The sequence below is a fragment of the Streptomyces sp. CB01373 genome (genome assembly GCF_002803075.1).
GTDB lineage: Bacteria > Actinomycetota > Actinomycetes > Streptomycetales > Streptomycetaceae > Streptomyces.
In genome coordinates this window covers 27,798-54,493 of sequence record NZ_NNBK01000016.1, presented here as the reverse complement: position 1 = coordinate 54,493, position 26,696 = coordinate 27,798, and the positions used below count along the sequence as shown (strand labels likewise).

The following is a 26,696-nucleotide window of genomic DNA, read 5'->3' as shown; positions in this document are numbered from 1 at the left end:
GCGGCCGCCTGGGCCGTCGGCCGGCGCTTCACCGCCGCCCCGTCACCCGGTCACTCCTCGAGTGTCAGGCCCTTGCGCAGTTGGCCGAGCGTGCGGGACAGCAGCCGGGAGACGTGCATCTGCGAGATGCCCAGTTCGTCGCCGATCTCCGACTGGGTCATGTTGGCGACGAACCGCAGGGACAGGATCTTCCGGTCCCGGGAGGGCAGTTGCGCGATCAGCGGCTTCAGCGCCTCCACGAACTCGATGCCTTCGAGACCGTGGTCCTCGTAGCCGATGCGGTCCGCGAGGGCGCCCTCGGAGTCGTCCTCCTCGGGCTGGGCGTCCAGCGACGAGGCGGTGTAGGCGTTGGAGGCGGCCATGCCTTCCACCACCTCGTCGTTGGACAGACCGAGGTGCTCTGCGAGTTCGGCGACCGTGGGGGCGCGGTCGAGCCGCTGGGCCAGTTCGTCACCGGCCTTGGCGAGGTCCAGCCGCAGTTCCTGGAGCCGGCGCGGGACGCGTACGGACCAGGAGGTGTCGCGGAAGAAGCGCTTGATCTCACCGATGATGGTGGGCATCGCGAACGTGGGGAACTCCACGCCCCGGGACAGCTCGAACCGGTCGATCGCCTTGATCAGGCCGATGGTGCCGACCTGGATGATGTCCTCCATCGGCTCGCTGCGGGAGCGGAAGCGGGAGGCGGCGAACTTGACGAGCGCGAGGTTGAGCTCGACGAGCGTGTTGCGGACGTACGAGTAGGCGTGAGTGCCTTCCTCGAGGGACTCCAGCCGCTCGAAGAGGGCCTTGGACAGGGCCCGGGCGTCGTCGGGGGCCACTTCGTCGTACGGAGGGATGTCCGGAAGTCCGGCCAGTGCGTCGGCCTGGTCGGCCCGCTCGGCGCGTACGTCGGGAAACTCGATGGGATCCAGGTGCTCCGTGGGGGATGCCGACGTCGCCATCCGGGTATGCGAGGCGTCGAGCCGGGGTGACATGATGTCCTCCATCGTTCTCGGCATATGGCTGCCGAAGCCAATTTGTGCACTGCGGTGTGCGGCGCCTCCAAAGCCGGCCGTGTCGGGTGCGGGTCCCTACTAGCCCTACCCGCTTTACCAACACCGCCGCAAGTTCCTTGTGTGGGGCTATGTCCGGTTGTGTGTGGTTGTTCGGGTGTCGGAGCGGTGAGGGAAGGCGTAGTGTTCGAGGGCGTCAGTCAGCAGCCAAGACCCCGGGAGAGAGACGGCATGGACCGCGGGACGGTCGGCAGCGCACAGTCGGGCCGGCTTCTGGTGGAGGTGCGGCAAGAGGGCTCCAGTGCCGTCGTGACGCCGGCGGGGGAGCTCGATCACCACACGGCCGACCTGCTGCGCGAGCCGCTCGAGGAGTGTCTCGACAAGGGGCGCTCGCGTCTGGTGGTGGACTGTTCACGTCTGGAGTTCTGTGACTCCACGGGGTTGAACGTCCTGCTGGGCGCGCGGCTGAAGGCGGAGGCGGCCGGAGGGGGCGTGCATCTGGCCGGGATGCTGCCGGTGGTGGCCCGCGTCTTCGAGATCACAGGGGCGGATGCGGTCTTCACCGTGCACGACTCCCTGGAGGACGCGCTGGCCGACGAGGCCGGCTGAGCCGGCCCCGGGACTCTCGACGTGCCCCTTTCGTGTTCCGCGCCCGGCGTACGCCGGGCGCCCGCACGGCGGGCCGAAAACGGGGGTGTTCCCCCCGATCGGTCGGGCAGGAGACAACCTGAGTGGATCGGCGGCCCTCGCGAGCCGGCTATCGGCATTCGGCGAATGAACGGACGTACCGGCGTGTACGTGAAGTGACTGGTGACTTTTGAATCGTGAACTGGTGAATCGGTGAGGTGAAGCGCTGATGAGCACCACCCGGCCTTACTCGCCGGGCGACCGCGGCCCGGAGTCCAGCGGCGCTTCCGGGGCGTCCGAGGGGGACGCGCCGGCGGGCGCGGTACCCCCAGGGGGTGCGACCGCCGTGCCGGCGGCCCCGTCCGGAAGTCGCCAGATCCGCAGGCTGAGCTTCGACGGCGAGAGCGGCGTCGTGCCGCTCGCCCGCGACTTCACCCGCCAGGCACTGTACGCGTGGGGCTGGCTGCCCGCCGCGACCGCCGACCAGCGGGCCGCCGCCGAGGACGTCCTCCTCGTCGTCTCCGAGCTGGTCACCAACGCCTGCCTGCACGCCGAGGGCCCCGACCAGCTGGAGATCACCTGCGACAACAAGGTGATCCGCCTCGAGGTCTCCGACCGCGGCACCGGACAGCCCGCCCCGCGCACCCCGCACCGCGCCGGACGCCCCGGCGGCCACGGCATGTTCATCGTCCAGCGGCTGTGCCTGGACTGGGGCGTCGTCCGCGCCCCCGGCGTCACCGGCAAGAGAGTGTGGGCCGAGCTGGGCGCACCCGCCTGAAAGACCGGCAACGCGAAAGGGCCGCCCCTCACGGGGGCGGCCCTTTCGCGTTGCCGCGGGGGGACGTCAGTGGACGTCGCCCATCAGGGACTTCACCTTCCGGCGGTACATGTACACCGCGACACCGGCGAGGGCGGCGAGGGCCGCTTCCAGGGCCACCGCTCCCGTCCCGCTGAGGTCGACCCCGGCCACGGCCGGGTTGGACAGCAGGCTGGTGATGGAGTCGCCCGCGGTGACCGCGAGGAACCACACGCCCATCATCTGGCTGGCGTACTTGGCCGGCGCCATCTTGGTCGTCACCGACAGGCCGACCGGGGAGAGGCACAGCTCGCCGACGGTCTGGATCAGATAGATGCCGACCAGCCACATCGGGCTGACCATGGTGTCGCCGCCGGCCATGCCCAGCGGCAGCAGGAAGAAGAAGAACGAGACGCCGATGAAGAACAGGGCGGCCGAGAACTTCGCGACCGTGCTCGGCTCCTTGCCCTTGCGGCTCAGCCACAGCCAGAACCAGGCGAAGACCGGGGCCAGCGCCATGATGAACACCGGGTTCAGCGACTGGTACCAGGAGGAGGGGAAGCCGAAGCCGAGCAGCGAGGAGGAGGTCTTGGTCTCACCGAACGCCTGGACCGTCGAACCGCCCTGGTCGTAGATCATCCAGAAGGCGGCGGCCGCGACGAAGAACCAGATGTAGCCGGTCATCCTGGACTGCTCGACGCCCGTCAGCTCCTTGTCGCGCTTGATGCGCAGCAGGACGCCGGCCGGGATGACCAGACCGATGACGGTGAGCGGGATCATCGCCCAGTTCAGGGTGAAGTGGCCGGTGAAGCCGACGATGCCGTAGAAGACGGCGGCGACGGCCAGCCAGGTCAGGCCCTTGCGCAGCCAGGAGGCACGCTCGGCGGCGGCCAGCGGCTTCGGCACGACGCTGCTCTGCGGGCTCAGGTTCCGGGTGCCGATGAGGAAGGCCGCGAGGCCGATCGCCATGCCCACGGCGGCGAGGCCGAAGCCCAGGTGCCAGCTGACCTGCTGACCGACGGTGCCGATGATCAGCGGCGCGAAGAAGGCACCCATGTTGATGCCCATGTAGAAGATCGTGAAGCCACCGTCGCGGCGCGGGTCGTCCGGGCCGTTGTAGAGGTGGCCGACCATGGTGGAGATGTTGGCCTTCAGCAGGCCGGAGCCGAGCGCGACCAGCGCGAGACCGGCGAAGAAGGACGCCTGGCCACCGGGCAGCGCCAGGACCGCGTGGCCCGCCATGATCGTGATCGCGGCGATCGCCACCGTCTTGCGGGGACCCCAGACGCGGTCGCCCAGCCACCCGCCGGGCATGGCGAGCAGGTACACCATCGACAGATAGACGGAGTAGATGGCGGTGGTGGTGGCCAGATCCATGCCGAGCCCACCGCTCATGCTCCCCTTCTTGGCGTCGGGGCCGCCGGAGAGCAGGTACACGACGAGAAGGGCGCGCATGCCGTAGAAGCTGAAGCGCTCCCACATCTCGGTCATGAAGAGGGTGGCCAGGCCGCGGGGGTGGCCGAAGAAGGTCTTCTCGGAACCGGGGGTGCCCGGATGGACCGAGTCCTTCGTCAGGCTGGACGCCATGGTCGTTCCTTGCTGGTCGGGACGCGCCGCCCTCGGCGGTTGTGCGCCCGGTGGGGGTGGCCGGCACCGGCAGGCCCGAGGTCCACCCCACGCCCAGGGGGAGTCCGCTCCGGATCGCGAAGCGGGGGACGACGGCCACCGGGATCCACACCTCTGCCCGCGTCGACGCGCGTACGAGGCCCGGCCCTAGGTCGTTCTTTTCCGGGCCGGCCCGGGCCGGCCCGCTCACAAAAGAGACCTTCAGCGTCAATACGATCGCCAAAGGTCCCCTGTGTGCATCAGACGTTCAATCCACCATACGGCAGGACACTGCCGGAAATGGAAGGACTTGAGAGATGGATCACAGGCTACAGGGGAACCCTGCCCTGCTTTCGAAGGTCTATTACCGAGGTCTCAAACGATCACATCCGGGCCGAGCGATCCGTGGCGCGGGCCGCCGAGGCGGCGCCCGGCCGGCCGCAAGGTAAGAACCGCGCGTGTCGATCACACCGCAGGACCGCCCCAGCGGGCGGCGTCGGCGGACTACCATCGGTCCATGACCCGTGTACTGCTCGCCGAGGACGACGCGTCCATCTCGGAGCCGCTGGCTCGCGCACTGCGCAGGGAAGGTTACGAGGTCGAGGTGCGTGAGGACGGACCCGCCGCGCTCGACGCCGGAATGCAGGGCGGTGTCGACCTGGTCGTGCTGGACCTCGGACTGCCCGGCATGGACGGCCTGGAGGTCGCCCGCCGGCTGCGCTCCGACGGCCACACGGTGCCCATCCTGATCCTGACCGCGCGCGCCGACGAGGTGGACACCGTCGTCGGCCTCGACGCGGGCGCGGACGACTACGTCACCAAGCCCTTCCGGCTCGCCGAACTGCTCGCCCGCGTCCGGGCCCTGCTGCGGCGCGGCGCCGCCGAACCGCAGCAGCCGCCCGCCACCCACGGCGTGCGCATCGACGTCGAGTCCCACCGCGCGTGGATGGGCGACGAGGAGCTCCAGCTCACCGCCAAGGAGTTCGACCTGCTCCGGGTGCTCGTGCGGGACGCCGGCCGGGTCGTCACCCGCGACCAGCTGATGCGCGAGGTCTGGGACACCACCTGGTGGTCGTCCACCAAGACCCTCGACATGCACATCTCGTGGCTGCGCAAGAAGCTCGGCGACGACGCGGCGAACCCCCGGTACATCGCGACCGTGCGCGGCGTGGGCTTCCGCTTCGAGAAGAGCTGAGCCGGCCGCCCCGCGCTTTCGTCAGGTAGGAGTACATGCGCCGCCGACTGATCCAGTCCACGCTTGCCGTGGTCCTGGTCGTGATCGCCGTCTTCGGTCTCTCCCTGGTGATCGTGGAGACCCGCACCATCAGCAGCAGCGCCCAGGAGCGCGTCGACTCCGAGGCGCTGCGGCTGGCCAGCATCGTCGACAGCAGGCTGCTCGGCGAGGCGACGGTCAACGCGGCGATCCTGCGCCACCAGATGGCCGACGGCCAGTACGCCGTGATCGGCATTCCGGGGCAGCGGCCCATCCAGGTCGGCGACAAGCCGTCCGGCGACGTGATCCACTCCACGGCCACGGGGGAGCAGGGCGAGACCGTCCGGGTGGAGGAGCCGCGCTCCTCGGTGACCCGCGAGGTCGGCCGTACGCTGCTGATCATCGGTCTGGTGGCGCTGCTCGCGGTGGTCGCCGCGGTGCTGCTCGCGGTCCGCCAGGCCAACCGGCTCGCCTCCCCGCTGACCGACCTGGCCGAGACCGCCGAGCGCCTCGGATCCGGCGATCCGCGCCCCCGCCACAAGCGCTACGGCGTCCCTGAACTGGACCGGGTCGCGGACGTGCTCGACGGATCGGCCGAGCGCATCGCCCGGATGCTGACCGCCGAGCGCCGGCTCGCCGCCGACGCCTCCCACCAGCTGCGTACGCCGCTGACCGCGCTGTCCATGCGCCTGGAGGAGATCACCCTCACCGACGATCCGGACACGGTGAAGGAGGAGGCGAACGTCGCCCTCGCCCAGGTCGAGCGGCTGACCGACGTGGTGGACCGCCTGCTGACCAACTCCCGCGACCCGCGTACCGGCTCCGCCGTCTCCTTCGACCTCGACGAGGTCATCCAGCAGCAGATCGCCGAGTGGCGCCCCGCCTACCGCAGCGCCGGCCGGGCGATCGTCAGCTCCGGCAAGCGGCACCTCCGGGCCGTGGGCACGCCGGGTGCCGTCGCGCAGGTGCTGGCCGCGCTGATCGAGAACTCCCTCATGCACGGCGGCGGCACGGTGGCGCTGCGCACCCGCGTGACCGGCAACCAGGCCGTGGTGGAGGTCACCGACGAGGGCTCCGGCGTCCCCGCCGACCTCGGCGCCCGGATCTTCGAGCGCACCATCAGCGGCCGCAACTCCACGGGCATCGGACTCGCCGTCGCCCGTGACCTCGCCGAGGCCGACGGCGGCCGCCTGGAACTGCTCCAGGCCCAGCCGCCCGTCTTCGGCCTGTTCCTGTCCCGCACCCCGCCGCTCAAGAAGGAGCCGGAGGACCACCCGACGGTGCGCTGACCGCCAGGGCCGGGGGGAGGGCCGGGGGCCTAGCGGAAGGCCCTGGTCCGGGGCGTCTTCGACTCGGTCTGGAGGAAGGACTCCGCGCCCGCCACGGTCTGCCGGGCCGGCAGGGTGCGGAAGACCCAGGTGCGGTACGACCAGAAGCGGAACAGGGTCGCGATGCCGATGCCGAGGAACTTGAAGACGTTGCTCTGCAGCGGGCTGTCCCAGCCGAAGCCGTACGTCGCCAGGTACAGCACGCCGTTCTCGATCACCAGGCCGACCGCGCTGAACAGCAGGAACAGCGTCAGTTCCCTGGTGCGCCCGGTCCTCTCGCGGTCCCGGTACGTGAAGTAGCGGAAGCCGATGTAGTTGAAGACGATCGCGACGACGGTCGCGATGACGCTGGCCCGCACCACCTGGAGTCCGGTCGTGTGCCGCACCAGGTTGAACACGAGCAGGTTGACCAGCAGCCCAGCCCCGCCCACCGCGCCGAACTTGACGACCTCGCGCCAGAGCTGGTCCACGTGCCTGCGCAGCGCGCCGCGGGGCGCGGGGGGCGCCGGTCGAAGCCCCGAGGAACCATGTTCCATGGTCGTGCAGGCCCCCGTCTCGGTCGGTTCGGTCAACCCGGCCATGCTAACCAGCGCCGCACGTCCGCCCCCGTGCACAAGGCATCAGCTCGGGAACGGGTCGGAAAGAGTCCGGGAAAAGGCGGGAAAGAGCCGTCGAAGTGACTGGTAAGAACGCCGACGGGGGTGACGTCGCGTACATCAGTGCGGGGGGTGAGAGCCCCGCGAGGCGCCGGTGCGGCCCCGGCGGGCGCGGAAGCGGTGCGCGGCGTGGCGGCCGATACCCTAGGAGCGTGACGTTCCCGGTAGTCGGCATGGTCGGCGGTGGCCAGCTCGCTCGTATGACACACGAGGCGGGCATCCCGCTGGGCATCAGGTTCAAGCTCCTCAGTGACACTCCCCAGGACTCCGCGGCGCAGGTGGTGAGCGACGTCGTCATCGGCGACTACCGCGACCTGGACACGCTGCGCGCGTTCGCGCGGGGCTGTGACGTGATCACCTTCGATCACGAGCACGTCCCCACCGAGCACCTGCGGGCCCTGGAGGCGGACGGCATCCCCGTGCGCCCCGGCCCCGACGCGCTCGTGCACGCCCAGGACAAGGGCGTGATGCGCGCGAAGCTCGACGCGATCGGTGTGCCCTGCCCGCGGCACCGCATCGTGAGCGACCCGCGGGACGTGGCCGCGTTCGCGGCGGAGCTCGAAAGGGGCGGGCACGAAGTGCCCTCCGGCGAGGGCGGCGGTGGGCGACGGGCGGGCGGTTTCCCCGTGGTCCTGAAGACCGTCCGCGGCGGTTACGACGGCAAGGGCGTGTGGGTGGTCGGCTCCGCCGAGGAGGCCGCCGAGCCCTTCCGCGCCGGCGTGCCCGTCCTCGCCGAGGAGAAGGTCGACTTCGTCCGGGAGCTGGCCGCCAACGTCGTACGCTCCCCGCACGGCCAGGCCGTGGCCTACCCGGTGGTGGAGTCGCGGCAGGTGAACGGCGTCTGCGACACCGTGATAGCCCCGGCACCCGACCTCGACGAGGGGCTCGCCCTCAGGGCCGAGGAGCTCGCGCTGACCATCGCCAAGGAACTCGGTGTCGTCGGCCACCTCGCCGTCGAGCTGTTCCAGACCCGCGACGGCCGCATCCTCGTCAACGAGCTGGCGATGCGCCCGCACAACTCCGGCCACTGGTCGATGGACGGCGCCATCACCTCCCAGTTCGCCAACCACGTCCGCGCGGTCCTCGACCTCCCGCTCGGCGACCCCCGCCCGCGCGCCCGGTGGACCGTCATGGTCAACGTCCTCGGCGGCGACTACCCCGACATGTACTCCGCGTACCTGCACTGCATGGCCCGCGACCCCCAGCTCAAGATCCACATGTACGGCAAGGACGTGAAGCCCGGCCGCAAGGTCGGCCACGTCAACACCTACGGCGACGACCTGGACGACGTGCTGGAACGCGCCCGTCACGCAGCCGGCTACCTGAGAGGCACCATCACCGAATGAGCCCAGTTGTTGGCATCGTCATGGGGTCGGACTCCGACTGGCCCGTCATGGAGGCCGCCGCCGAGGCGCTCGACGAGTTCGAGATCTCCTACGAGGTCGACGTCGTCTCCGCGCACCGCATGCCGCGCGAGATGATCACGTACGGCGAGCGTGCGGCGGACCGCGGCCTGAAGGCGATCATCGCGGGCGCGGGCGGGGCCGCCCATCTGCCCGGCATGCTCGCCTCGGTCACCCCGCTGCCGGTGATCGGCGTACCCGTCCCGCTGAAGTACCTGGACGGCATGGACTCGCTGCTGTCGATCGTGCAGATGCCGGCCGGAGTCCCGGTGGCGACCGTGTCCGTCGGCGGCGCCCGCAACGCGGGTCTGCTCGCCGCCCGGATGCTCGCCGCGCACGACGAGGAACTGCTCGCCCGGATGCGGGAGTTCCAGCAGGAGCTGAACGACCAGGCCACCGAGAAGGGCAAGCGGCTGCGCGCCAAGGTCGAGAACTCCGGCGGCTTCGGCTTCGGCAGGAAGTGACGCCGATGACCTCGCTGAACGAAGCCCGGGACCTGCTGCGGGAGTTCCCCGTCGTCGACGGCCACAACGACCTGCCCTGGGCGCTGCGCGAGCAGGTCCGCTACGACCTCGACGCGCGCGACATCGCCACCCCGCAGAACGCCCATCTGCACACCGACCTGCCGCGCCTGCGCGAGGGCGGCGTCGGCGCGCAGTTCTGGTCGGTCTACGTCCGCGCGGACCAGCCCGACCCCGTGCCGGCGACGCTGGAACAGATCGACTGCGTACGGCAGCTGCTCGCCCGTCACCCGGCCGACCTGGCGCCCGCGCTGACCGCCGCCGACATGGAGGCGGCGCGTGCGGAGGGCCGCATCGCCTCCCTCATGGGCGCCGAGGGCGGCCACTCCATCGCCGATTCCCTCGGCACGCTGCGCGGGCTGTACGCGCTCGGTGTGCGGTACATGACGCTCACCCACAACGACAACGTGGCCTGGGCGGACTCGGCGACGGACGAGCCGGGCGTGGGCGGCCTGTCGGCCTTCGGCCGCGAGGTGGTCCGGGAGATGAACCGGCTCGGCATGCTGGTCGACCTCTCCCACGTGGCCGCGACGACCATGCGGGACGCACTCGACACCACGAGCGCGCCGGTGATCTTCTCGCACTCCTCCGCGCGGGCCGTGTGCGACCACCCCCGCAACATCCCGGACGACGTGCTGGAGCGGCTGCCCGCCAACGGCGGCATCGCGATGGTCACCTTCGTGCCGAAGTTCGTGCTCCAGGCGGCCGTGGACTGGACGTCCGCCGCCGACGAGAACATGCGTGCGCACGGCTTCCACCCCCTCGACAGCACCGCCGGGGCGATGAAGGTCCACCACGCCTTCGAGGAGGCGAACCCGCGCCCGGTCGCCACGGTCGCGACGGTGGCCGACCACCTCGACCACATGCGCGAGGTCGCCGGCATCGACCACCTGGGCATCGGCGGCGACTACGACGGCACGCCCTTCACCCCCGACGGCCTCAGCGACGTCTCCGGCTATCCGAACCTGATCGCGGAACTCCTGGACCGCGGCTGGTCCAGGACCGACCTGGCCAAGCTCACCTGGCAGAACGCGGTCCGCGTCCTCGGCGCCGCGGAGGACGTCGCCCGTGACGCGCAGGCCACCCGGACACCGTCCAACGCGACGATCGCCGAACTGGACGGCTGAGTTCCAGTACCGGACGGCAGGAGACCACGGCATGTGTGTCTCCTGCCGTCCGGCGCACACGGCGACCGCCGGACGCCTCTCAGCAGGCGCACAGGCAGAACGGGTGCCCGGCGGGGTCGGCGTAGACGCGGAAGCTGCTGCCGCCCTGCTCGGCCAGGGGCTTGGCCCCGAGCGCCAGCACCCCCTTCTCCGCCGCGTCCAGGTCCTCCACGACCAGGTCCAGGTGGAACTGCTGCGAGGCGTCCCCGGCCGGCCACTTCGGCGGCACGTGCCCCGGAGCCCTCTGGAACGCCAGCGCCGGACCGCCCGGCACCTTCAGGTCCACCCAGTCGCCCTCGCCCTCCACGGTCCCGCCGAGCACCTCGGCGTAGAAGCCGGCGAGGGCGCGCGGGTCGGGACAGTCCAGGACGACGACACCCAGCTTGGCGAGAGCCATGACTTCCTCCCAGTCGGAGACGGTGTTACCCATAGGAGTGGGTAACCGGTAACCGTTACCGCATGCTCCACGTATAGCAAGTAACGGCGCAACCGTATTGAAGAGGTACCGTCGCTGACATGAGTGAGAGATCGTCCGCGCCCGGGAGCCTGGCGCTGGTCGAGGCCCTGGTGAACACGCTGGACATCGAGACGGGCGCCGACTCGCTCGACACCGTGGAGGCCCGTGCGCGCCTGGGAATCTCCGAGGCGGAGCTGGAGCGGGCGCGCGAGCTGCGCGAGTCGCTGCGGGCGGTGCTGCTGGCCCACGCCGGTCACCCGCCGCACCGGCGGGTGACACCGCTGGGCGAGCTGCTGGCGCGGGCGCCGCTGCTGGTGTCCGTCGACGCCCGGGACGGCTCCGCCACGCTCGCGCCCGCCGACGACGGCCCCCTGCTCTCCAGGGTCGCGGCCGCCGTCGCCGAGGCACTCGTCGCGGGCACCTGGACCCGGCTGAAGGCCTGTGAGGCGGCCACATGCCACTGGGCGTTCTACGACCGCAGCCCGGCCGGCCGCGGCCGCTGGTGCTCGATGCAGGTGTGCGGAGCACGCGCGAAGATGCGCCGCTACCGGGCGAAGCAGACGTGATCCACAGGCCGTTCGTCGTTCACACCGGCCTGTGTGGTGCACAATGCGTGCAGACGCCGGTTCGGCCGACTGAGCCTCGGCCGAACCGGCGTCGCCTGTTCTCGTGTGCCTGCCCGCGCGGGACTACGCGGTCGGGCGGCCCATCGCCCGGTACGTCCACCCGGCCCGCCGCCACAGCTCCGGGTCCAGCGCGTTCCGCCCGTCGAGGACCACCCGGGCGGCCACGACCTCGCCCAGCCCGGCCGGGTCCAGCTCGCGGAACTCCCGCCACTCCGTCAGGTGCAGGACGACGTCGGCGCCCCGCACGGCCTCCAGCGCGGAGCCGGCGTACCCGAGCGTGGGGAACACCCGCCGGGCGTTCTCCATGCCCTTGGGGTCGTAGACCGTCACCTGGCCGCCCTGGAGGTGGATCTGCCCGGCGACGTTGAGCGCGGGGGAGTCCCGCACGTCGTCCGAGTCCGGCTTGAAGGTGGCGCCGAGCACCGCGACCCGCTTGCCGAGGAACGGCCCGCCGCCCAGCGCCTGCCGGGCCAGTTCCACCATCTGCCCGCGCTGGCGCATGTTGATCGAGTCGATCTCGCGCAGGAAGGTCAGCGCCTGGTCCGCGCCCAGTTCACCGGCGCGCGCCATGAAGGCCCGGATGTCCTTGGGCAGGCAGCCGCCGCCGAAGCCGATGCCGGCCCGCAGGAACTTCCGGCCGATCCGGTCGTCGTGCCCGATGGCCTCGGCCAGCTTGGCCACATCGCCGCCGGCGGCCTCGCAGACCTCGGCCATCGCGTTGATGAAGGAGATCTTCGTGGCGAGGAAGGAGTTCGCGGAGGTCTTCACCAGTTCCGCGGTGGGGAAGTCGGTGACCACGAACGGGGAACCCTCGCCGACCGGCGTGGCGTACACCTCGCGCAGCAGCTTCTCCGCCCGCTCGCTGCGCACGCCGACCACGATCCGGTCCGGGCGCAGCGTGTCCTGCACGGCGAAGCCCTCGCGCAGGAACTCCGGGTTCCAGGCCAGCTCCACGTCCGCGCCCGCGGGCGCGAGTTCGGCGATCGTACGGGCCAGACGGTCCGCGGACCCCACGGGCACGGTCGACTTGCCGACGACGAGCGCGGGGCCGGTCAGGTACGGGGCGAGCGAGGTGACGGCGGAGTCGACGTAGCTCATGTCACAGGCGTACTCGCCGTGCTTCTGCGGGGTGTTCACGCAGACGAAGTGGATGTCGCCGAACGCGGCAACCTCCGCGTAGTCCGTCGTGAAGCTCAGCCGCCCGGTCGAGCCCTCGATCCCGGCCACGTGCCGGCGCAGCAGCTCCTCGAGACCGGGCTCGTACATCGGGACCTCGCCCCGCCGGAGCATCTCGATCTTCTCGGGGACCACGTCGAGACCCAGCACCTCGAACCCGAGCTCGGCCATGGCCGCGGCGTGCGTCGCGCCGAGATAGCCGGTCCCGATCACAGTGATCTTGAGGCTCATGGGTGCTCCAGGAAAGACGACGGTGATGCGGTGCCCGAGCATATCGGGGGCATGCGCGGGGCCTTCGCCGGGCAATGTCCCCGCTGTCGCCAAGCTCACGTATCACTGGCGGGGGCGGGCGCATAAAATTTGGGTTACTTAACGGTAATTAGCGTTGGAGCGTGAGAGACCTTGGCCGGATCGGCTGACTTCGACCTGTACCGCCCGTCGGAGGAGCACGGCATGCTCCGCGACGCCGTCCGCTCGCTGGCCGAGGCGAAGATCGCGCCGTACGCCGCCGTGGTGGACGAGGAGGCCCGCTTCCCGCAGGAGGCCCTGGAGGCGCTGGTCGCCAACGACCTGCACGCGGTGCACGTGCCCGAGGAGTACGGCGGCGCCGGCGCGGACGCCCTCGCGACGGTCATCGTGATCGAGGAGGTGGCCCGCGTGTGCGCGTCCTCCTCCCTCATCCCGGCCGTGAACAAGCTGGGCTCGCTGCCGGTGATGCTCTCCGGCTCCGAGGAGCTGAAGAAGCGGTACCTGACCCCGCTCGCCAAGGGCAACGCGATGTTCTCGTACTGCCTGTCCGAGCCGGACGCGGGCTCCGACGCGGCCGGCATGAAGACCAAGGCGGTCCGCGAGGGCGACACGTACGTCCTCAACGGCGTCAAGCGCTGGATCACCAACGCGGGCGTGTCCGACTTCTACACGGTGATGGCCGTCACCGACCCCGACAAGCGCAGCAAGGGCATCTCGGCGTTCGTCGTGGAGAAGTCGGACCCCGGGGTCTCCTTCGGCGCCCCGGAGAAGAAGCTCGGCATCAAGGGCTCCCCGACCCGCGAGGTCTACCTGGACAACGTCCGCATCCCCGCCGACCGCATGATCGGCGCCGAGGGCACCGGCTTCGCCACGGCGATGAAGACCCTGGACCACACCCGCATCACCATCGCGGCCCAGGCCCTCGGCATCGCCCAGGGCGCCCTCGACTACGCCAAGGGCTATGTCAAGGAGCGCAAGCAGTTCGGCAAGCCGATCGCCGACTTCCAGGGCATCCAGTTCATGCTCGCCGACATGGCCATGAAGATCGAGGCCGCCCGCAACCTCACCTACGCGGCCGCCGCCAAGTCCGAACGGGGCGATTCCGACCTGACCTTCCAGGGCGCCGCCGCCAAGTGCTTCGCCTCGGACGTCGCCATGGAGGTCACCACGGACGCCGTCCAGCTCCTCGGCGGCTACGGCTACACCCGCGACTACCCGGTCGAGCGCATGATGCGCGACGCCAAGATCACGCAGATCTACGAGGGCACGAACCAGGTCCAGCGGATCGTGATGGCGAGGAACCTTCCGTAGCAGGTCTCTTCACGCGTCTTCGACGGCCTCCGGCATCGCGCCGGGGGCCGTTCGTGTCGCGGTGGGGAGGGCCGCCGTAAGCCGAACGGCGGTAGCCGGTGCGTTGTCCGTGCCGGATGGCGCGGGGGCCCGGGCGGGCGTACGACGGAAGTGAACAGGGCCCCGATCCGGTGCCCTTCGTCCTCCAGGAGGAGCCATGACCCAGCCCGGAACCATGACCCCCATGAGCAAGGAGATGCAGGACTGCGTCCAGGCCTGCATGTCGTGCCACACCGTCTGTGAGGAGGCCATGAGCGGCTGCATGCAGATGGGCGGCCAGGCGCAGATGCAGATCATGCGCGCGATCATGGACTGCTCCGAGATGACCCGCATGTGCGCGGACATGATGATGCGCCGCTCGCCGATGGCGGCCGAGATGTGCGCGATGTGCGCCAAGGCCTGCGACATGTGCGCCGAGGCGTGTATGTCCATGCCCGACGACAAGATGATGATGCGCTGCGCGGAGGCGTGTCGCCGCTGCGCGGAGATGTGCCGGGCGATGGCGAGCGTCAGGATGTGACCTGAGCCCGACCGGACGGCGAAAGCCCCGCGGTGCCGGCCGGCACCGCGGGGCTCTCCTGGGAGAGTGGCCGGGTCAGTTGCCCGTGACCGTGACCTTCTCGTCGTTCTTCAGCTCGTTGACCAGAGTCTTGACCTTCGGCATGTCCCAGACGAGGTTGCCGCCGGTGGAGCCGGATATCGGCATGTTCATGGAGGTGCCGTCGCCGCCGCTGACGTTCTTCATCGCCCAGAACATGGAGGCCAGGTTCCACAGGCTCATGTCCTTGTCGACGATCAGGGAGTCCAGGCCCGCGCCCAGCGTCGGGTAGAGCTTGAACGGGTTCATGACGGTCGAGGGGGTCGCCACCTCGTGGGCCAGTGCGGCGAGGAACTTCTGCTGGTTCTTGGTGCGCTCCAGGTCGGAGGCGGCGAAGGCGTGCCGGGTGCGGACGAAGGCCAGGGCCTGCCGGCCGTCCAGCGTCTGCTTGCCCGCCTTGAAGTCGGCGCCCGAGTACTTGTCCTGGAAGCCCTTGTCGATGGTGAGTTCCACGCCGCCGACCGCGTCCACGATGTTCGCGAAGCCGGCGAAGCCGATCTCCACGTAGTGGTCTATGTGCAGTCCGGTGTTGTACTCGACGGTGCGGACCAGCAGCTCCGGGCCGTCGAAGGCGTAGGCCGCGTTCAGCTTGTTCGCTCCGAGCGGGCCCTTGATCTTGCCGGACTCCGAGCCGCGGAACTGCGGGATCGTGACGTTGGAGTCGCGCGGCAGGGATATCAGCGTGTCGCCGTTGTCGCCGACGTGCAGGATCATCATCGAGTCCGTGCGCTTGCCCTCGGCGGACCCGGTGTGCAGGTCCTTCTTCTGCTGCGAGGACATCCCCTCACGGCTGTCGGAGCCGACGATCAGGTAGTTCGTGCCCTTGCCGGCCTCCGGGCGGTCGATGACCTTGGACAGGTCGACCTCGCGGCGGAGCTTGGAGTCGGCCCAGAAGTAGGTCGCGACCGAGGTCACCACCAGCAGCGTGACCAGGGTGATCACGGACCACTTGAAGCGGCGGCGCCAGTTCGGCGCGGGACGGTAGCCGCGCGGGTCACCGCCGCCCGGTCCGCCGGGACCGCCGTAGACCTGGCCGGAGTTGTAGCCGTCGTGGCCGCCGGGATCGTCGTACCCCCCTCCGCCGACGTACGACGGCTGCTGCGGGATGCCGTAGGGCGGTGCCGAGGGGCCGGGACCGCCGGGTCCCGGATACCCGCCCTGCCCTGCGGGGCCACCCGGGCCGCCGCGCCGTACCTGGCGCATCGCACGCGCCCCTTCCGGCGTCGCGCCGGCGCTGCCGCGTCCGTATCGGGGTCCGCGGTCGCCGCCGGACCGCCCCTGGGGCCATTCACTCATGCGGCCCAGTGTGCAGGGCACCGCCGTGTGCCTTACAAGGGCCGTCGGTGAATAAGGGCCCCGCTGTTGCCAAGCTGACACAAAATCCCCCGGATGCCGCCTCGCATAAGGTAGGGGTCATGACAGAGCAGGCCTCCACCGCTGAGTCCGAGATATCGGACATCCCCGGCAAGCCGACTTCGGCGTCCCGGACCACCCTGAGCCACATCATGACCCACAACGACACCAACCTGCTGGGGACGGTGCACGGCGGCGTGATCATGAAGCTGGTCGACGACGCGGCGGGAGCGGTGGCCGGCCGGCACAGCGGCGGACCCGCCGTCACGGCGTCCATGGACGAGATGGTGTTCCTCGAACCGGTCCGGGTCGGCGACCTCGTCCACGTCAAGGCCCAGGTCAACTGGACCGGCCGCACCTCCATGGAGGTCGGTGTGCGGGTGCTCGCCGAACGCTGGAACGAGTCCACCCCGACCACCCGGGTCGGCTCGGCCTACCTGGTCTTCACCGCCGTGGACGCCGACGGCAAGCCGCGCCCCGTGCCGCCGGTGCAGCCCGAGACCGACCGGGACCGGCGGCGCTACCAGGAGGCCCAGATCCGCCGCACCCACCGCCTGGCCCGCCGCCGCGCCATCAAGGAACTGCGCGAGAGGCGCGCCGCCGAGGGCTTCGAGGACTGACGGCTGCCCGCCGGTCCTCACTCCGTCAGCCGCACAGCACCTCGTCGCCCGTCATGACCGTCGCGGCGCCCTGCTCCGGGTCCTCCACCCGCACCGGGCGCACCCGGCGGTAGTCGCTTCCCGCGATCACCTTGAGCGTGGCCCCCTGCCCCGGCACGGCCCGCAGCTCACTGCCCGGCAGCGCCGCGGCGAGCGACTTCGCCGACCGGTCCCACCGGGGGTCGTAGACCACGACCGTCCGTCGCGCGGTGCGGTCCTGGGCGTCCGCGGGCGCCCCCGTCGTACGGAACCCGGCCGCGGCCAGCGCCTCGTCCACCCGATTGCCGAGCCCGGTACCGGCGGTGCCGTTCTCCACCTGGACGCGGATCTGCTGCGGGGCGACCTGCACGGCCGCCGGAGGGTTCGCCGGCCGCGGCCGGCGAACGGTCAGCGGCCGGTCCTCGCGCAGCGCCTGGAAGAGGCGGTCGGCCTTGGTCCGGTCCCACTTCACCGTCGAGCCGAGGCCCTTGACGGGATACGACGGCTGCGCGATCGGGACGGTGGTGAACTCCGAGGAGGACGGGGAGAAGTTGCGCATCGCCCGCCCGAGGTCCAGCAGCTCGTCGGTGTGGAACCCCTGGTCCGCCCGCACCGAGCCCAGCACGGTCAGCGCCACGTTCCGGAACTTCATGGGGTTCAGCAGCACCCGGGAGGAGGCCGCTCGCTCGATCAGGGCGGCCAGGAAGCGCTGCTGGCGCTTCATCCGGCCCAGGTCGCTGGCCCCGTCGACGTGCCGGGAGCGGACGTACTGCAGGGCCTGGCCGCCGGAGAGCGTGTGCGTGCCGGCGGCCAGGTCCAGGCCGGAGTAACTGTCCCGCATCGGTTCGGAGGTGCAGATCTGCACCCCGCCGAGGACGTCCACGGTCCGCATGAAGGTGGTGAAGTCCACCTCCAGATAGTGGTCGATCTTGAGACGGGTCAGGTCCTCGACCGTGCGCACGGTCAGATGCGGCCCGCCCTCCGCGTACGCCGCGTTGAGCTTGACGGGGTGCGGTCCGTGCCGCCGGCCGGAGTTCTGGTCGACGTGGCCGGGCAGCTCGGCGTAGGAGTCCCGGGGCAGGCTCACCACGCTGGCCCGCTGCCGGTCCTGCGACACATGCACGATCATCATCGTGTCGGTGCAGTGGCAGGCCTGGCCGCCCAGCCGGTACTGGCGCCGCTCCTGCTCGCTGATCCGGTCCCGGCCGTCGGTGCCGACCAGCAGGACGTTCATGCCGTGGCCCGCGCGCGGGCGGTTCTTCATGTCCTTGAAGGGGTCGACCCGGGCGATGTCCGCGTCCAGGCTGGAGACCACCGCGTGCCCGATCCCGGCGGAGGCGAGCACCACCACCGACAGCGTGGTCGCCGCTCGCATGGCCCAGCGCGGTCTTTTCCGCGGTACGGACGCGTACGGAACCCGGGCCGGCCGCGGCGGTGCGGGGCGGCGCTGCGGGGGTCGCGGTGACCGCGGGCGGGGCCGGGACGGCGTGGTGGGCATGGGGACACCTCCGCATAGGCGTGGGTGGACACCGTGAGCACCGTAGGGCCATACGATCGGCTGACCGGTGCAGTGACCCCCACGGCGCGCACCGGTGTCCCCCGTTCGCGGTAACGTGAGCACCGATGAACGCCAAGCCCGACGTGCGGCTCCCCGCCGTTTCTGTGATCATGCCCGTCCTCAACGAGGAACGGCACCTGCGCGGAGCCGTCGAAGCGATCCTCGCGCAGGACTACGGCGGCGAGATGGAGGTGGTCATCGCCCTCGGTCCGTCCACGGACCGCACGGACGAGATCGCCGCCGCGCTCGTGGCCGACGACCCGCGCGTGCACACGGTCCCGAATCCCACCGGCCGCACCCCCGCCGCGCTCAACGCCGCGATCAAGGCCTCCCGCCATCCGATCGTGGTCCGGGTCGACGGCCACGGGATGCTCTCGCCGGACTACATCGCCACGGCGGTGCGGCTGCTCGAGGAGACCGGCGCGCAGAACGTCGGCGGCATCATGCACGCCGAGGGCGAGAACGCCTGGGAGCACGCCGTCGCCGCCGCCATGACCTCGAAGATCGGGGTGGGCAACGCCGCCTTCCACACCGGCGGCCAGGCCGGCCCGGCCGAAACGGTCTACCTGGGTGTCTTCCGCCGCGCGGCCCTTGAGCAACAGGGCGGCTACAACGAGGAGTTCATCCGGGCCCAGGACTGGGAGCTCAACTTCCGCATCCGCGAGGCGGGCGGCCTGATCTGGTTCTCGCCCGAACTGCGCGTGTCCTACCGGCCCCGCCCGAACGTGCGGGCGCTCGCCAAGCAGTACAAGGACTACGGCCGCTGGCGGCACGTGGTCGCCCGCTACCACCAGGGCTCCATCAACCTGCGCTACCTCGCCCCGCCGGCCGCGGTGTGCGCCATCGCGGCGGGCATCGTGGCGGGCGCCGTCCTGACCCCTTGGGCCCTGGTGGTCCCCGGCGGCTACCTGGCGGCGATCGCCGCCGGCTCGCTCCCGGCGGGCAAGGGCCTCGCCCCGGCGGCCCGGATGCGCATCCCGGTCGCCCTGGCCACCATGCACATGTCCTGGGGCTGGGGCTTCCTGACCAGCCCCAAGTCCCTGGCCCGGAGGGTCATCGCCGCACGACGTCCGGCGGTCCCCGCCGCCGACTGAGCGTTCCCGCCAGGAGTTCCGCAGGGCCCCTCTCCCAGGAGAGGGGCCCTGTTCGCGCTACCAGCGGTAGGGCGCGTACACGTCCATGCACTGGTTCTCGTCCGAGCCGTTGATGGCGTCGGAGTTCTCGGGCAGCTCGCCGGGCTTCGGCGCGGCCTCCTCCGGATAGGTGGTCCCCGTACGCCAGTCGGCGCCGACGACGACGGTGACACCGGAGACGTCGGTCGACCTGCGCACCGAACTCAGCGGAATCCCGAGGGCCTTGGCGACGCTCTGCGCGTCGCCCTCCATGTCCGCGCTCGGGTACCGCACGAGCGTCTCGTCCTCCGCCAGCGCCTGCGAGGTGTCCGCGGCGGCCCGGGTGAAGCCCTTGCCCGCCAGTTCCTGGCTGATCTCCCGCGCCCGGCCGCCGACCGGGGCCGCGGTGGCGGTGCGGGTGGCGTTCTGCACCAGGACGCCCAGCCGCTCGGCCGGGACCGAGGGAGTCCTGCCCGCCGCGCCCTTGCCGGTCCCCTTCTTCGCGGCAGGCGACGTGCCCTTGTCGTCGAAGGGCACGTCGTCGCGGAGCATCTTCCACATCTTCGCGGCGTTGGCGCCGTCCGGGAGCAGGTGGTTCTCGTCCTTCCAGTCCTCGATGTTGGGCATCGTGGTCATGGTGATGCGTTCGGTGGGGATCGTCTTGAGCTGCATCCCGAGGTCGTACAGCTTCGCGACGGTGCCGATCTCCTCGGAGACCTCGAGCGACTTCGTGGCCGTCTCCGCCAGGTTCATCAGCCGGCCGGTGTCGGTGAAGACGTTCTGGTGCTGCAGAGTGCGGATCATCGAGTTCATGTACATGTGCTGGCCCCTGGCCCGCATCTGGTCGCTGCCCCAGGCGTGCCGGGTGCGCAGCCACTGCAGGGCCTGCTTGCCCTGGACCTTGTGTTTGCCCGCCGTCAGCTTCAGGCCGGAACCCCCGGGCGCCTGGGGCGTGGGGTGGTCCCACACGTTCTGCTTCACACAGACCTCGACGCCGCCGATGGCGTCCGCCATCTTCACCACGCCCGCGAAGTCGAGCGTCATCCAGTGGTCGATGTACACACCGGTGAGGCTCTCCCAGGTGGCGAGCGTGCAGCCGGCGCCGCCGCGGGCCAGCGACTCGTTGATGATCTGGTTGACCGGCGGATAGACCTCGCCGGTGTCGGGGTCGGTGCACTTGGGGATGTCGACCCGGGTGTCCCGCGGGATGCTCACCACGGCGGCGCTCTTGCGGTCCGCGGCCAGGTGGATGAGCATCTGCACGTCGGCCCGTGGCGGGGTGCCGCGGTTGTCCCGGCTGCCGCCCAGTGCGATGTTCGCGTCGGAGTTACGGCTGTCGGAACCGATCAGCAGGATGTTCATGGGCGTCTGGCCGTCCGCGTTCGGCCTCGACCGCTGCGCCTTGGAGTCGCCGCTGCTGCGCCGGCCCTTGTGGATGTTGTCGTTCAGGTGCTGGTAGTAGAGGTATCCGGCGCCGGCCGTGCCGAGTACGACCAGTGCGAGCACCGTGGCCGACCAGCGCAGTACGCGCCGCGCGGGGCTCCTGCCCGCGGTGTCGGGCTTCTTCCCGCCGCGTCCTCCTCCGCCGTGCCGGCGGCGGCCGCCCGATGCGCTGCCCTTGCGCGGCGCGGGAGGTATCGCTTCCTCGACCGCCGACCCCTCCCCGCGCAGACTGCTCTGCGTCACTCCCCGTCCTCCCACCCTGGTGCCATGCCATGAAACAGGCCTGCCATGCGCCGGGTTAGACGCATGACAGGCCCATAAGGTGGTGCTGTGCGCTCAACTTGCGCACTCGACCTTGTCCGCCGTGGACTTCTCGTCGACATCCGGGGCCTTCGTCGGCGCGGTGAGCGGCACGCCGGCACCCTTGAAGTCCTTGCCCAGGGTCAGCGTCATCGTGGGCAGCCCCTGGGAGTTGGTGAAGCTCTTGCCCGGCTTCAGCGCGGCCCCGGACAGTCCCATGAGCGCGGCGAGCTTACGCGCCTGCGGCGCCTGGTCGGGCGCGTACTCGAGGGTGGTCTTGGGGAGTTCCTCGGGCGCGTTGGCCGCGTTCTCCGACTTGAGCACGCCCACGGAGGTCTGCAGCCAGCTGACGGTCTCCTGGGCGGAACCGGGGGCGGCCCCTCCGTTGAAGACCCGGACCCGCACCTCGGAGGCCTCGGACTGGGTGCCCTTGAGACGGGCGGCCGCGGCGCTCTTGTCGGCCTTCTGCTTCTTCTTCACCTCGGTGAAGGAGACGTCGTTGGCGATGGCGTCGAAGATCTGGGGCGCTTTGGCCTTGTTGACGACGACCGTCGCGCGGACCTTTTCGGTCGGATTGTCCAGCACCGGCACCGTCAGGAAGGTGATGTTCTTCGTCGGCACCTTCTTCAGCTCCAGCGCCACGTCCTTGAGGGCGCTGACCTTGCCGATGCCGGTGTCGACGGTCAGTGCCTTGGTGGCGGCGTCCGCCAGCTCGTACAGCTTGGTCGGGTCGGTGAGCGTGTCACCGGAGGCCATCTGGCGCATCAACGAGCTGAGGAACTGCTGCTGCACTTTGATGCGGTCCAGGTCGCCCTGGTTGCCCCAGGCGTGCCGGGTGCGCACGAAGGCCAGCGCCTCCTCGCCCTCGACGTTGGACTTGCCGGCGGGCAGGTTCAGGTGCGACTTGTCGTCGTTCACGGCGTGCTTGAGGCAGACCTCGACCCCGCCGACCGCCGTCGTCAGCGTCTTGACCGCGTTGAAGTCGGCCATCATGAAGTGGTCGGGCTGAACACCGGTGACCTCTTTGACCGTGCGCATGGTGCAGCCCGGGTCACGGCCGTCCTGGCCGAGGCTTGTGTTGAAGCGCTGGTTCAACGTTCCCGGGATGACCTTCGTACTGCCGTCGGGCTGCTTGGTCGGGCAGTCCGGGATGTCCACGATCATGTCGCGCGGGATGCTCAGTGCGGTCGCGTTCGTACGGTCCTTGGAGACGTGCAGCAGGACGTTGGTGTCGGCGTGGCCCACGCTGCCCGCGTCGCCGTAGCCCTCGTTGCCTTTGCCGGTGCGCTTGTCCGTGCCGATGATCAGTATGTTGAAGGCTTCGTCCTTGCTGAAGCCGTTCTTGGCCGCGTTGCCCACGTCGGTGGTGGTGACGTTGCCTTCGAGGTGCTTGTAGACCAGGTAGACGGTCGTGCCGACGCCCACCACGACGAGAGCCATGGCGCCGCTGGTCCACATCAGGACCTTCTTGGTCTTCGACTTCTTCTTCTCCGGCCGGCGCCCCCGCCGTCCGGGCGGCGGCTCGTCCGCCGGCGCCGTCCGGCGCCGGCGCGGGGCGGGCACTGTCTCGGCGGGGGCGGCCTCGCGGGTCTTCTGCCCTCCGGACGGCGCCGCCGGGCGCTCCGCGGACGCGTTGCCCCCGGCCCTGCCCGCGGACGGCCGACGAGGACCCGGCACCGACGACTGCGGTGCGGAATCGGGCAGTCGCAGCTCGTATTCGCCGGTGTCCGGATTGAGTACCCACTGGTCTGCGGGGTCGATGTTGTCCGCCCGCCCACGGCCTTGCGCGTCCACGGTTGTCCGAATCCTCCGTCGGGGCCACGCGGCGCCTGCCCTTCTCGGCGCCAGGTCTGCTTCGCACAGTGCGCGACCCCAGGAAGACCTCGCGGCCAGTCGCACCGGATCGCTCACACTATCCGGCAGATTCAACATCGAGCGACGCTGGTGACAAATTCCACTTCCCTACAAGGGGGCAATTCGCCCATTTCCTTGGACAAAAGTTCGCCTTTGGCCGTGGCTTTACCCTTAGGGGCCCCCGAGTTGGCGGTGTTGTCGCGGGACGACGTCGCGGGTCGGGGCGCGAGTCATGGGTCGTCCGGGCGCTCGGGCCGCGTCGCGTACAACCCTTGGAATACCCACCGTAGTCGTGCGGCTGCGCAGGCGAATCTCTTTCCGGTCCGGAATCCGAATCCTCTCGGCGGCGGAATTAGCGCCGTTCGCCCCGAATCCAGCATTCCGCGGGATTCGGGGCGAGGGAGTGGTACGGAGATCCGGGCGCGGGGCCCGGTCGCCTCATCTGGCCGTGGCTGTGACCCGTTCGGACTCGATGCGCTTGGCGAGGGCGTCCTCGGGCAGGCGGTCGAGGTTGCGGCACAGGACGACCGAGGCGCCGGCGGTGAGCGGCGCGTACAGGCCCGCGCTGAGGCCCTCCCAGGTGTCGTACTGCAGCGCCGACAGCAGGCGGGAGCCCGGCCCGGTCAGGTTCAGTTCCGGGGCGTCGCCGCGGGCCCGCTCCACGACCTCGGCCGCCGTGTACTCGGCCCCGGCCACGATCAGTGCCGGCTCCTCCGGGTCCACCGGCGCGAAGGGCGCGAACACGTCGCCCTGCCCCGGCACCTCGACGGCGTAGTCCGCGAAGCCCTCCGGCGGCTGCGGGAAACGCCCGCCCAGCGGCCGCAGCGCCAGCGCCACCCGCTCCCCGGAGCAGGCGCGGGCCGCGTCCAGTGTGCCGGGACCGCTGACCACGACGTCGGCCGCGCGCGCGTTCCCGTCGACGTCGGCCACCGCGCCCACCGACGCGCACGCCAGCAGCCACACCGCCGTCTGCCAGTGCGCCGGCAGCAGCAGCGCGACCCGGTCGCCGGGGCCGGCGCCGAGGTCCCCCTGGAGGAGGTTCGCCGTCTTGGCCACCCAATTGGAGAAGGTGGCCACGGACAATTCGACACGTTCGCCCGTGGCGTCGTCGTAGAAGGTCACCAGCGGGCGTCCGGGATCCGCGGCGAGCGCGGAACGCAGCAGGTCGGCAGGGGTGCGTTCGGTGGCGTTCACCCACGCAAGCGTACGCGGCGCCGGTCCCGCACACCGCGTGGCGGGCCAGGCGCGGGCCACCGGTTCGGCGCAACGACAGGCGACGGTCCGTCAAATCACCGATGGGCAGGTTTGTCTGACCATGTCCAGGATCAGGGGCATGCGTCGATACGGATTCCTCGCCTCCTCCCTCGGTGCCACGTGCGCGGCCGCCGTCGCCCTCGGGCCGGGCCTGACGGGCAGTCGGGCAAGCGCTCAGCCGGCAGCGGCGGCCGGGACGGCGGCCGTCACCGGCACCACCCGGTCACTGCCCCTCGCCCCGCTCACCCGTGACCCCGATCCCGGCGGCGCCGCCCTCGAACAGGGCCTGCGCCGCACGGACGTCCACCACTTCTCACTGGCCGGCGTCGTCTGGAACGACCCGGACGCCGAACTGCGAGGCACCGTCCGGATCCGCACCCGCTCCGCCGCCACCGGCGCCTGGTCCGGCTGGCAGGACCTCGACACGCGCAATGCCGACCACGGCGCCGACCCCGGCACGGCCGAGCGCACCTCCGGGCACGTGCACGGGGCCACCGCGCCGCTGTGGGTGGGTGACTGCGACGGCGTCGACGTACGCGTCCGCGCCGATGCCGGGAGCCGCGACCCGGCCGCCCGACCGGTCCCGCTGCCCGCGGGACTGCGCCTGGAACTCGTCGACCCCGGCACTCTGTCCCCGGCGCGGGGCCGGAGCGCCCAGGCCCCTGTGGGACCGCGGCCGGGTATCGTCACGCGCCGCGGCTGGGGCGCGGACGAGTCCCTGCGCGAGCCGGGCTTCGTCTACACCCAGAAGGTCAAGGTGGCGTTCGTGCACCACACCGCCTCCGGCAACAACTACACCTGTGCGCAGGTCCCGGCGGTGATCCGCGGCATCTACCGCTACCACGTCAGGAGCATGGGCTGGCGCGACGTCGGCTACAACTTCCTGGTCGACAAGTGCGGGACCATCTACGAGGGCAGGGCCGGCGGAGTGGCGAAGGCCGTGCTGGGCGCCCACACCATGGGGTTCAACAGCAACAGCGCGGGCATCGCCGTCATCGGCACCTACGACACCGCCAAGCCCTCCTCGGCCGCGGTGACGGCCCTCGCTCGGCTGACCGCGTGGAAGCTCGGCCTCTACGGGATGAATCCGCTCGGAAAGACATATCTGACGTCCGGTGGTGGCAACCTCTACCAAAAAGGGAAGAGCGTACGCCTGAATGTGATCTCCGGCCACCGGGACGGCTTCGCCACCGACTGCCCGGGACAACAGCTCTACGGCAAGCTCGGCACCGTCCGCTCGACCGCGGCGCGCTACCAGGGCCGCTGAGGGCGGACCGAGGACGAACAGGAAGCGGAGACGACAGGTGACAGAAGCGATCCTCCTGGTCGGCGGCAAGGGAACACGGCTGCGCCCCCTCACGGTGCACACGCCGAAGCCGATGGTGCGGGCGGCGGGAGTGCCGTTCCTCACCCACCAGCTGGCGCGGGCGAGAGCGGCGGGCGTCGAGCACGTCGTGCTCGCCACCTCCTACCTGGCCGAGGTCTTCGAGCCGTACTTCGGCGACGGCTCCTCGCTCGGCCTCCACCTGGAGTACGTGACGGAGGAGGAGCCCCTGGGCACGGGCGGCGCCATCCGTAACGTCGCCCCCCTCCTGCGCTCGGGTCCCGACGAGCCGGTCCTGATCTTCAACGGCGACATCCTGACCGGACTGGACATCCGGGCGCTGGTGCGCACCCACGAGACGACGGGCGCGGACGTCTCCCTGCACCTCACCAAGGTGCCGGACCCCCGCGCCTACGGTCTGGTCCCCACCGACGGGACCGGCCGCGTCCTCGCCTTCCTGGAGAAGCCGCAGACCCCCGAGGAGATCGTCACTGACCAGATCAACGCGGGGGCGTACGTCTTCCGCCGCTCGGTCATCGACACGATCCCGCACGGCCGGCCGGTGTCGGTGGAGCGGGAGACGTTCCCCGAACTGCTCGCGGCGGGCGCCCACTTGCAGGGCATGGTCGACTCCACCTACTGGCTGGACCTGGGCACCCCGGCCGCCTTCGTACGCGGCTCCGCGGACCTGGTCCTCGGTCGCGCGCCCTCCCCGGCCGTGCCCGGCCGCTGCGGCGACCGTCTGATCCTGCCCACGGCCGTCGTCGCCCCCGGGGCCAAGCTGACCGGCGGCACGGTGGTGGGCGAGGGCGCGTTCGTCGCCGAGGGCGCGCGGGTGTTCGGCAGCACGATCCTGCCCGGTGCCGTCATCGAGTCCGGTGCCGTCGTCACCGACTCCCTCATCGGCAGCCGCGCCCGCGTCGGCACCCGCTCCGTCCTCAACGGTACGGTCGTCGGCGACGGCGCGGTGGTGGGCGCCGACAACGAGCTGAGGAACGGGGCGAGAGTGTGGTGCGACGCGACGATCCCGGCCGGATCCGTGAGGTTCTCCTCGGACCAGTAGCCCGGCCTCGCGCCGGCTGCGACGCGGGCGCCCG

24 protein-coding genes are annotated in these 26,696 nt (G+C 70.8%); 14 read left to right on the top strand and 10 right to left on the bottom strand.

Going from position 1 to position 26,696, the window contains the following annotated elements; translation table 11 throughout:
• Positions 1 to 50 precede the first annotated feature (50 nt).
• Positions 51 to 986: an RNA polymerase sigma factor SigF gene (locus CG719_RS25405; protein WP_199836776.1), complete on the bottom strand. Its 936-nt coding sequence runs from the start codon at positions 984 to 986 to the stop codon at positions 51 to 53.
• Between the two features lie 237 nt (positions 987 to 1,223).
• Between CG719_RS25405 and CG719_RS25400 the strand changes: the two genes are divergently transcribed.
• Together CG719_RS25400 and CG719_RS25395 are read left to right on the top strand one after the other, a co-directional pair.
• Entirely contained in the window at positions 1,224 to 1,601 is a 378-nt protein-coding gene (locus tag CG719_RS25400) for an STAS domain-containing protein (protein WP_100571008.1), read from the top strand.
• 247 nt (positions 1,602 to 1,848) lie between these two features.
• Positions 1,849 to 2,397, top strand: coding sequence for an ATP-binding protein (locus CG719_RS25395; protein WP_100571007.1), 549 nt, complete (start codon positions 1,849 to 1,851; stop codon positions 2,395 to 2,397).
• Positions 2,398 to 2,463: 66 nt separating this feature from the next.
• On the opposite strand, the gene CG719_RS25390 is transcribed toward CG719_RS25395, so the two are convergent.
• Entirely contained in the window at positions 2,464 to 4,002 is a 1,539-nt protein-coding gene (locus CG719_RS25390) for a peptide MFS transporter (RefSeq protein ID WP_100571006.1), read from the bottom strand.
• A gap of 535 nt (positions 4,003 to 4,537) precedes the next feature.
• Between CG719_RS25390 and CG719_RS25385 the strand changes: the two genes are divergently transcribed.
• Entirely contained in the window at positions 4,538 to 5,215 is a 678-nt protein-coding gene (locus tag CG719_RS25385; RefSeq protein WP_100571005.1) for a response regulator transcription factor, read from the top strand.
• Between the two features lie 35 nt (positions 5,216 to 5,250).
• On the top strand, positions 5,251 to 6,522 hold the full coding sequence (locus tag CG719_RS25380; protein ID WP_100571004.1) for an ATP-binding protein: 1,272 nt from the start codon (positions 5,251 to 5,253) through the stop codon (positions 6,520 to 6,522).
• A 29-nt stretch (positions 6,523 to 6,551) separates the two neighbouring features.
• Here the strand turns inward: CG719_RS25380 and CG719_RS25375 are convergent, their stop codons facing one another.
• Entirely contained in the window at positions 6,552 to 7,097 is a 546-nt protein-coding gene (locus CG719_RS25375; RefSeq protein ID WP_100571129.1) for a GtrA family protein, read from the bottom strand.
• Positions 7,098 to 7,390: 293 nt separating this feature from the next.
• Here CG719_RS25375 and CG719_RS25370 point away from each other — a divergent pair, with 293 nt between their 5' ends.
• Genes CG719_RS25370 through CG719_RS25360 form a run of 3 tightly spaced genes read left to right on the top strand, consistent with a single transcriptional unit; the run spans position 7,391 to position 10,268 of the window.
• Positions 7,391 to 8,563 (top strand): 5-(carboxyamino)imidazole ribonucleotide synthase, encoded by a 1,173-nt coding sequence (locus CG719_RS25370; protein WP_234375765.1) that lies wholly within the window; start codon positions 7,391 to 7,393, stop codon positions 8,561 to 8,563.
• Complete coding sequence (gene purE, locus CG719_RS25365; RefSeq protein WP_100571002.1) at positions 8,560 to 9,084, top strand: 5-(carboxyamino)imidazole ribonucleotide mutase; 525 nt, start codon at positions 8,560 to 8,562, stop codon at positions 9,082 to 9,084. The genes CG719_RS25370 and purE overlap by 4 nt, the downstream gene beginning before the upstream one ends.
• A gap of 5 nt (positions 9,085 to 9,089) precedes the next feature.
• The gene (locus CG719_RS25360) at positions 9,090 to 10,268 is read left to right on the top strand and encodes a dipeptidase (RefSeq protein ID WP_100571001.1); all 1,179 of its coding nucleotides are present in this window, start codon (positions 9,090 to 9,092) and stop codon (positions 10,266 to 10,268) included.
• Positions 10,269 to 10,347: 79 nt separating this feature from the next.
• Here the strand turns inward: CG719_RS25360 and CG719_RS25355 are convergent, their stop codons facing one another.
• The gene (locus CG719_RS25355) at positions 10,348 to 10,704 is read right to left on the bottom strand and encodes a VOC family protein (protein ID WP_100571128.1); all 357 of its coding nucleotides are present in this window, start codon (positions 10,702 to 10,704) and stop codon (positions 10,348 to 10,350) included.
• A gap of 119 nt (positions 10,705 to 10,823) precedes the next feature.
• Between CG719_RS25355 and CG719_RS25350 the strand changes: the two genes are divergently transcribed.
• On the top strand, positions 10,824 to 11,330 hold the full coding sequence (locus tag CG719_RS25350) for a CGNR zinc finger domain-containing protein (protein ID WP_100571000.1): 507 nt from the start codon (positions 10,824 to 10,826) through the stop codon (positions 11,328 to 11,330).
• A 123-nt stretch (positions 11,331 to 11,453) separates the two neighbouring features.
• Here CG719_RS25350 and CG719_RS25345 read toward each other — a convergent pair whose 3' ends face one another.
• Positions 11,454 to 12,797 carry a UDP-glucose dehydrogenase family protein gene (locus tag CG719_RS25345; protein WP_100570999.1) on the bottom strand — a complete coding sequence of 448 codons (1,344 nt, stop codon included), beginning with the start codon at positions 12,795 to 12,797 and terminating at the stop codon, positions 11,454 to 11,456.
• 171 nt (positions 12,798 to 12,968) lie between these two features.
• Here CG719_RS25345 and CG719_RS25340 point away from each other — a divergent pair, with 171 nt between their 5' ends.
• Positions 12,969 to 14,126, top strand: coding sequence for an acyl-CoA dehydrogenase (locus tag CG719_RS25340; protein WP_100570998.1), 1,158 nt, complete (start codon positions 12,969 to 12,971; stop codon positions 14,124 to 14,126).
• A 196-nt stretch (positions 14,127 to 14,322) separates the two neighbouring features.
• Entirely contained in the window at positions 14,323 to 14,685 is a 363-nt protein-coding gene (locus CG719_RS25335; RefSeq protein WP_100570997.1) for a four-helix bundle copper-binding protein, read from the top strand.
• Between the two features lie 75 nt (positions 14,686 to 14,760).
• Here the strand turns inward: CG719_RS25335 and CG719_RS25330 are convergent, their stop codons facing one another.
• Positions 14,761 to 16,059 carry an LCP family protein gene (locus tag CG719_RS25330; protein ID WP_100570996.1) on the bottom strand — a complete coding sequence of 433 codons (1,299 nt, stop codon included), beginning with the start codon at positions 16,057 to 16,059 and terminating at the stop codon, positions 14,761 to 14,763.
• 119 nt (positions 16,060 to 16,178) lie between these two features.
• Between CG719_RS25330 and CG719_RS25325 the strand changes: the two genes are divergently transcribed.
• Positions 16,179 to 16,736 (top strand): acyl-CoA thioesterase, encoded by a 558-nt coding sequence (locus tag CG719_RS25325; RefSeq protein WP_100570995.1) that lies wholly within the window; start codon positions 16,179 to 16,181, stop codon positions 16,734 to 16,736.
• Between the two features lie 25 nt (positions 16,737 to 16,761).
• Here the strand turns inward: CG719_RS25325 and CG719_RS25320 are convergent, their stop codons facing one another.
• Complete coding sequence (locus CG719_RS25320; protein WP_100570994.1) at positions 16,762 to 18,252, bottom strand: LCP family protein; 1,491 nt, start codon at positions 18,250 to 18,252, stop codon at positions 16,762 to 16,764.
• Between the two features lie 125 nt (positions 18,253 to 18,377).
• Between CG719_RS25320 and CG719_RS25315 the strand changes: the two genes are divergently transcribed.
• The gene (locus CG719_RS25315) at positions 18,378 to 19,406 is read left to right on the top strand and encodes a glycosyltransferase family 2 protein (protein WP_100570993.1); all 1,029 of its coding nucleotides are present in this window, start codon (positions 18,378 to 18,380) and stop codon (positions 19,404 to 19,406) included.
• A gap of 57 nt (positions 19,407 to 19,463) precedes the next feature.
• On the opposite strand, the gene CG719_RS25310 is transcribed toward CG719_RS25315, so the two are convergent.
• The 3 genes from CG719_RS25310 to CG719_RS25300 form a co-directional block, all read right to left on the bottom strand.
• Positions 19,464 to 21,110: an LCP family protein gene (locus CG719_RS25310; protein WP_234375756.1), complete on the bottom strand. Its 1,647-nt coding sequence runs from the start codon at positions 21,108 to 21,110 to the stop codon at positions 19,464 to 19,466.
• 93 nt (positions 21,111 to 21,203) lie between these two features.
• Positions 21,204 to 22,961 carry an LCP family protein gene (locus tag CG719_RS25305; RefSeq protein ID WP_100570992.1) on the bottom strand — a complete coding sequence of 586 codons (1,758 nt, stop codon included), beginning with the start codon at positions 22,959 to 22,961 and terminating at the stop codon, positions 21,204 to 21,206.
• Between the two features lie 498 nt (positions 22,962 to 23,459).
• On the bottom strand, positions 23,460 to 24,215 hold the full coding sequence (locus CG719_RS25300) for a TIGR03089 family protein (protein WP_100570991.1): 756 nt from the start codon (positions 24,213 to 24,215) through the stop codon (positions 23,460 to 23,462).
• A 139-nt stretch (positions 24,216 to 24,354) separates the two neighbouring features.
• Between CG719_RS25300 and CG719_RS25295 the strand changes: the two genes are divergently transcribed.
• Positions 24,355 to 25,542, top strand: a complete 1,188-nt coding sequence (locus CG719_RS25295) for a peptidoglycan recognition protein family protein (RefSeq protein ID WP_100570990.1) — start codon at positions 24,355 to 24,357, stop codon at positions 25,540 to 25,542.
• 37 nt (positions 25,543 to 25,579) lie between these two features.
• Positions 25,580 to 26,662, top strand: coding sequence for a nucleotidyltransferase family protein (locus tag CG719_RS25290; protein WP_100570989.1), 1,083 nt, complete (start codon positions 25,580 to 25,582; stop codon positions 26,660 to 26,662).
• Positions 26,663 to 26,696 lie beyond the last annotated feature (34 nt).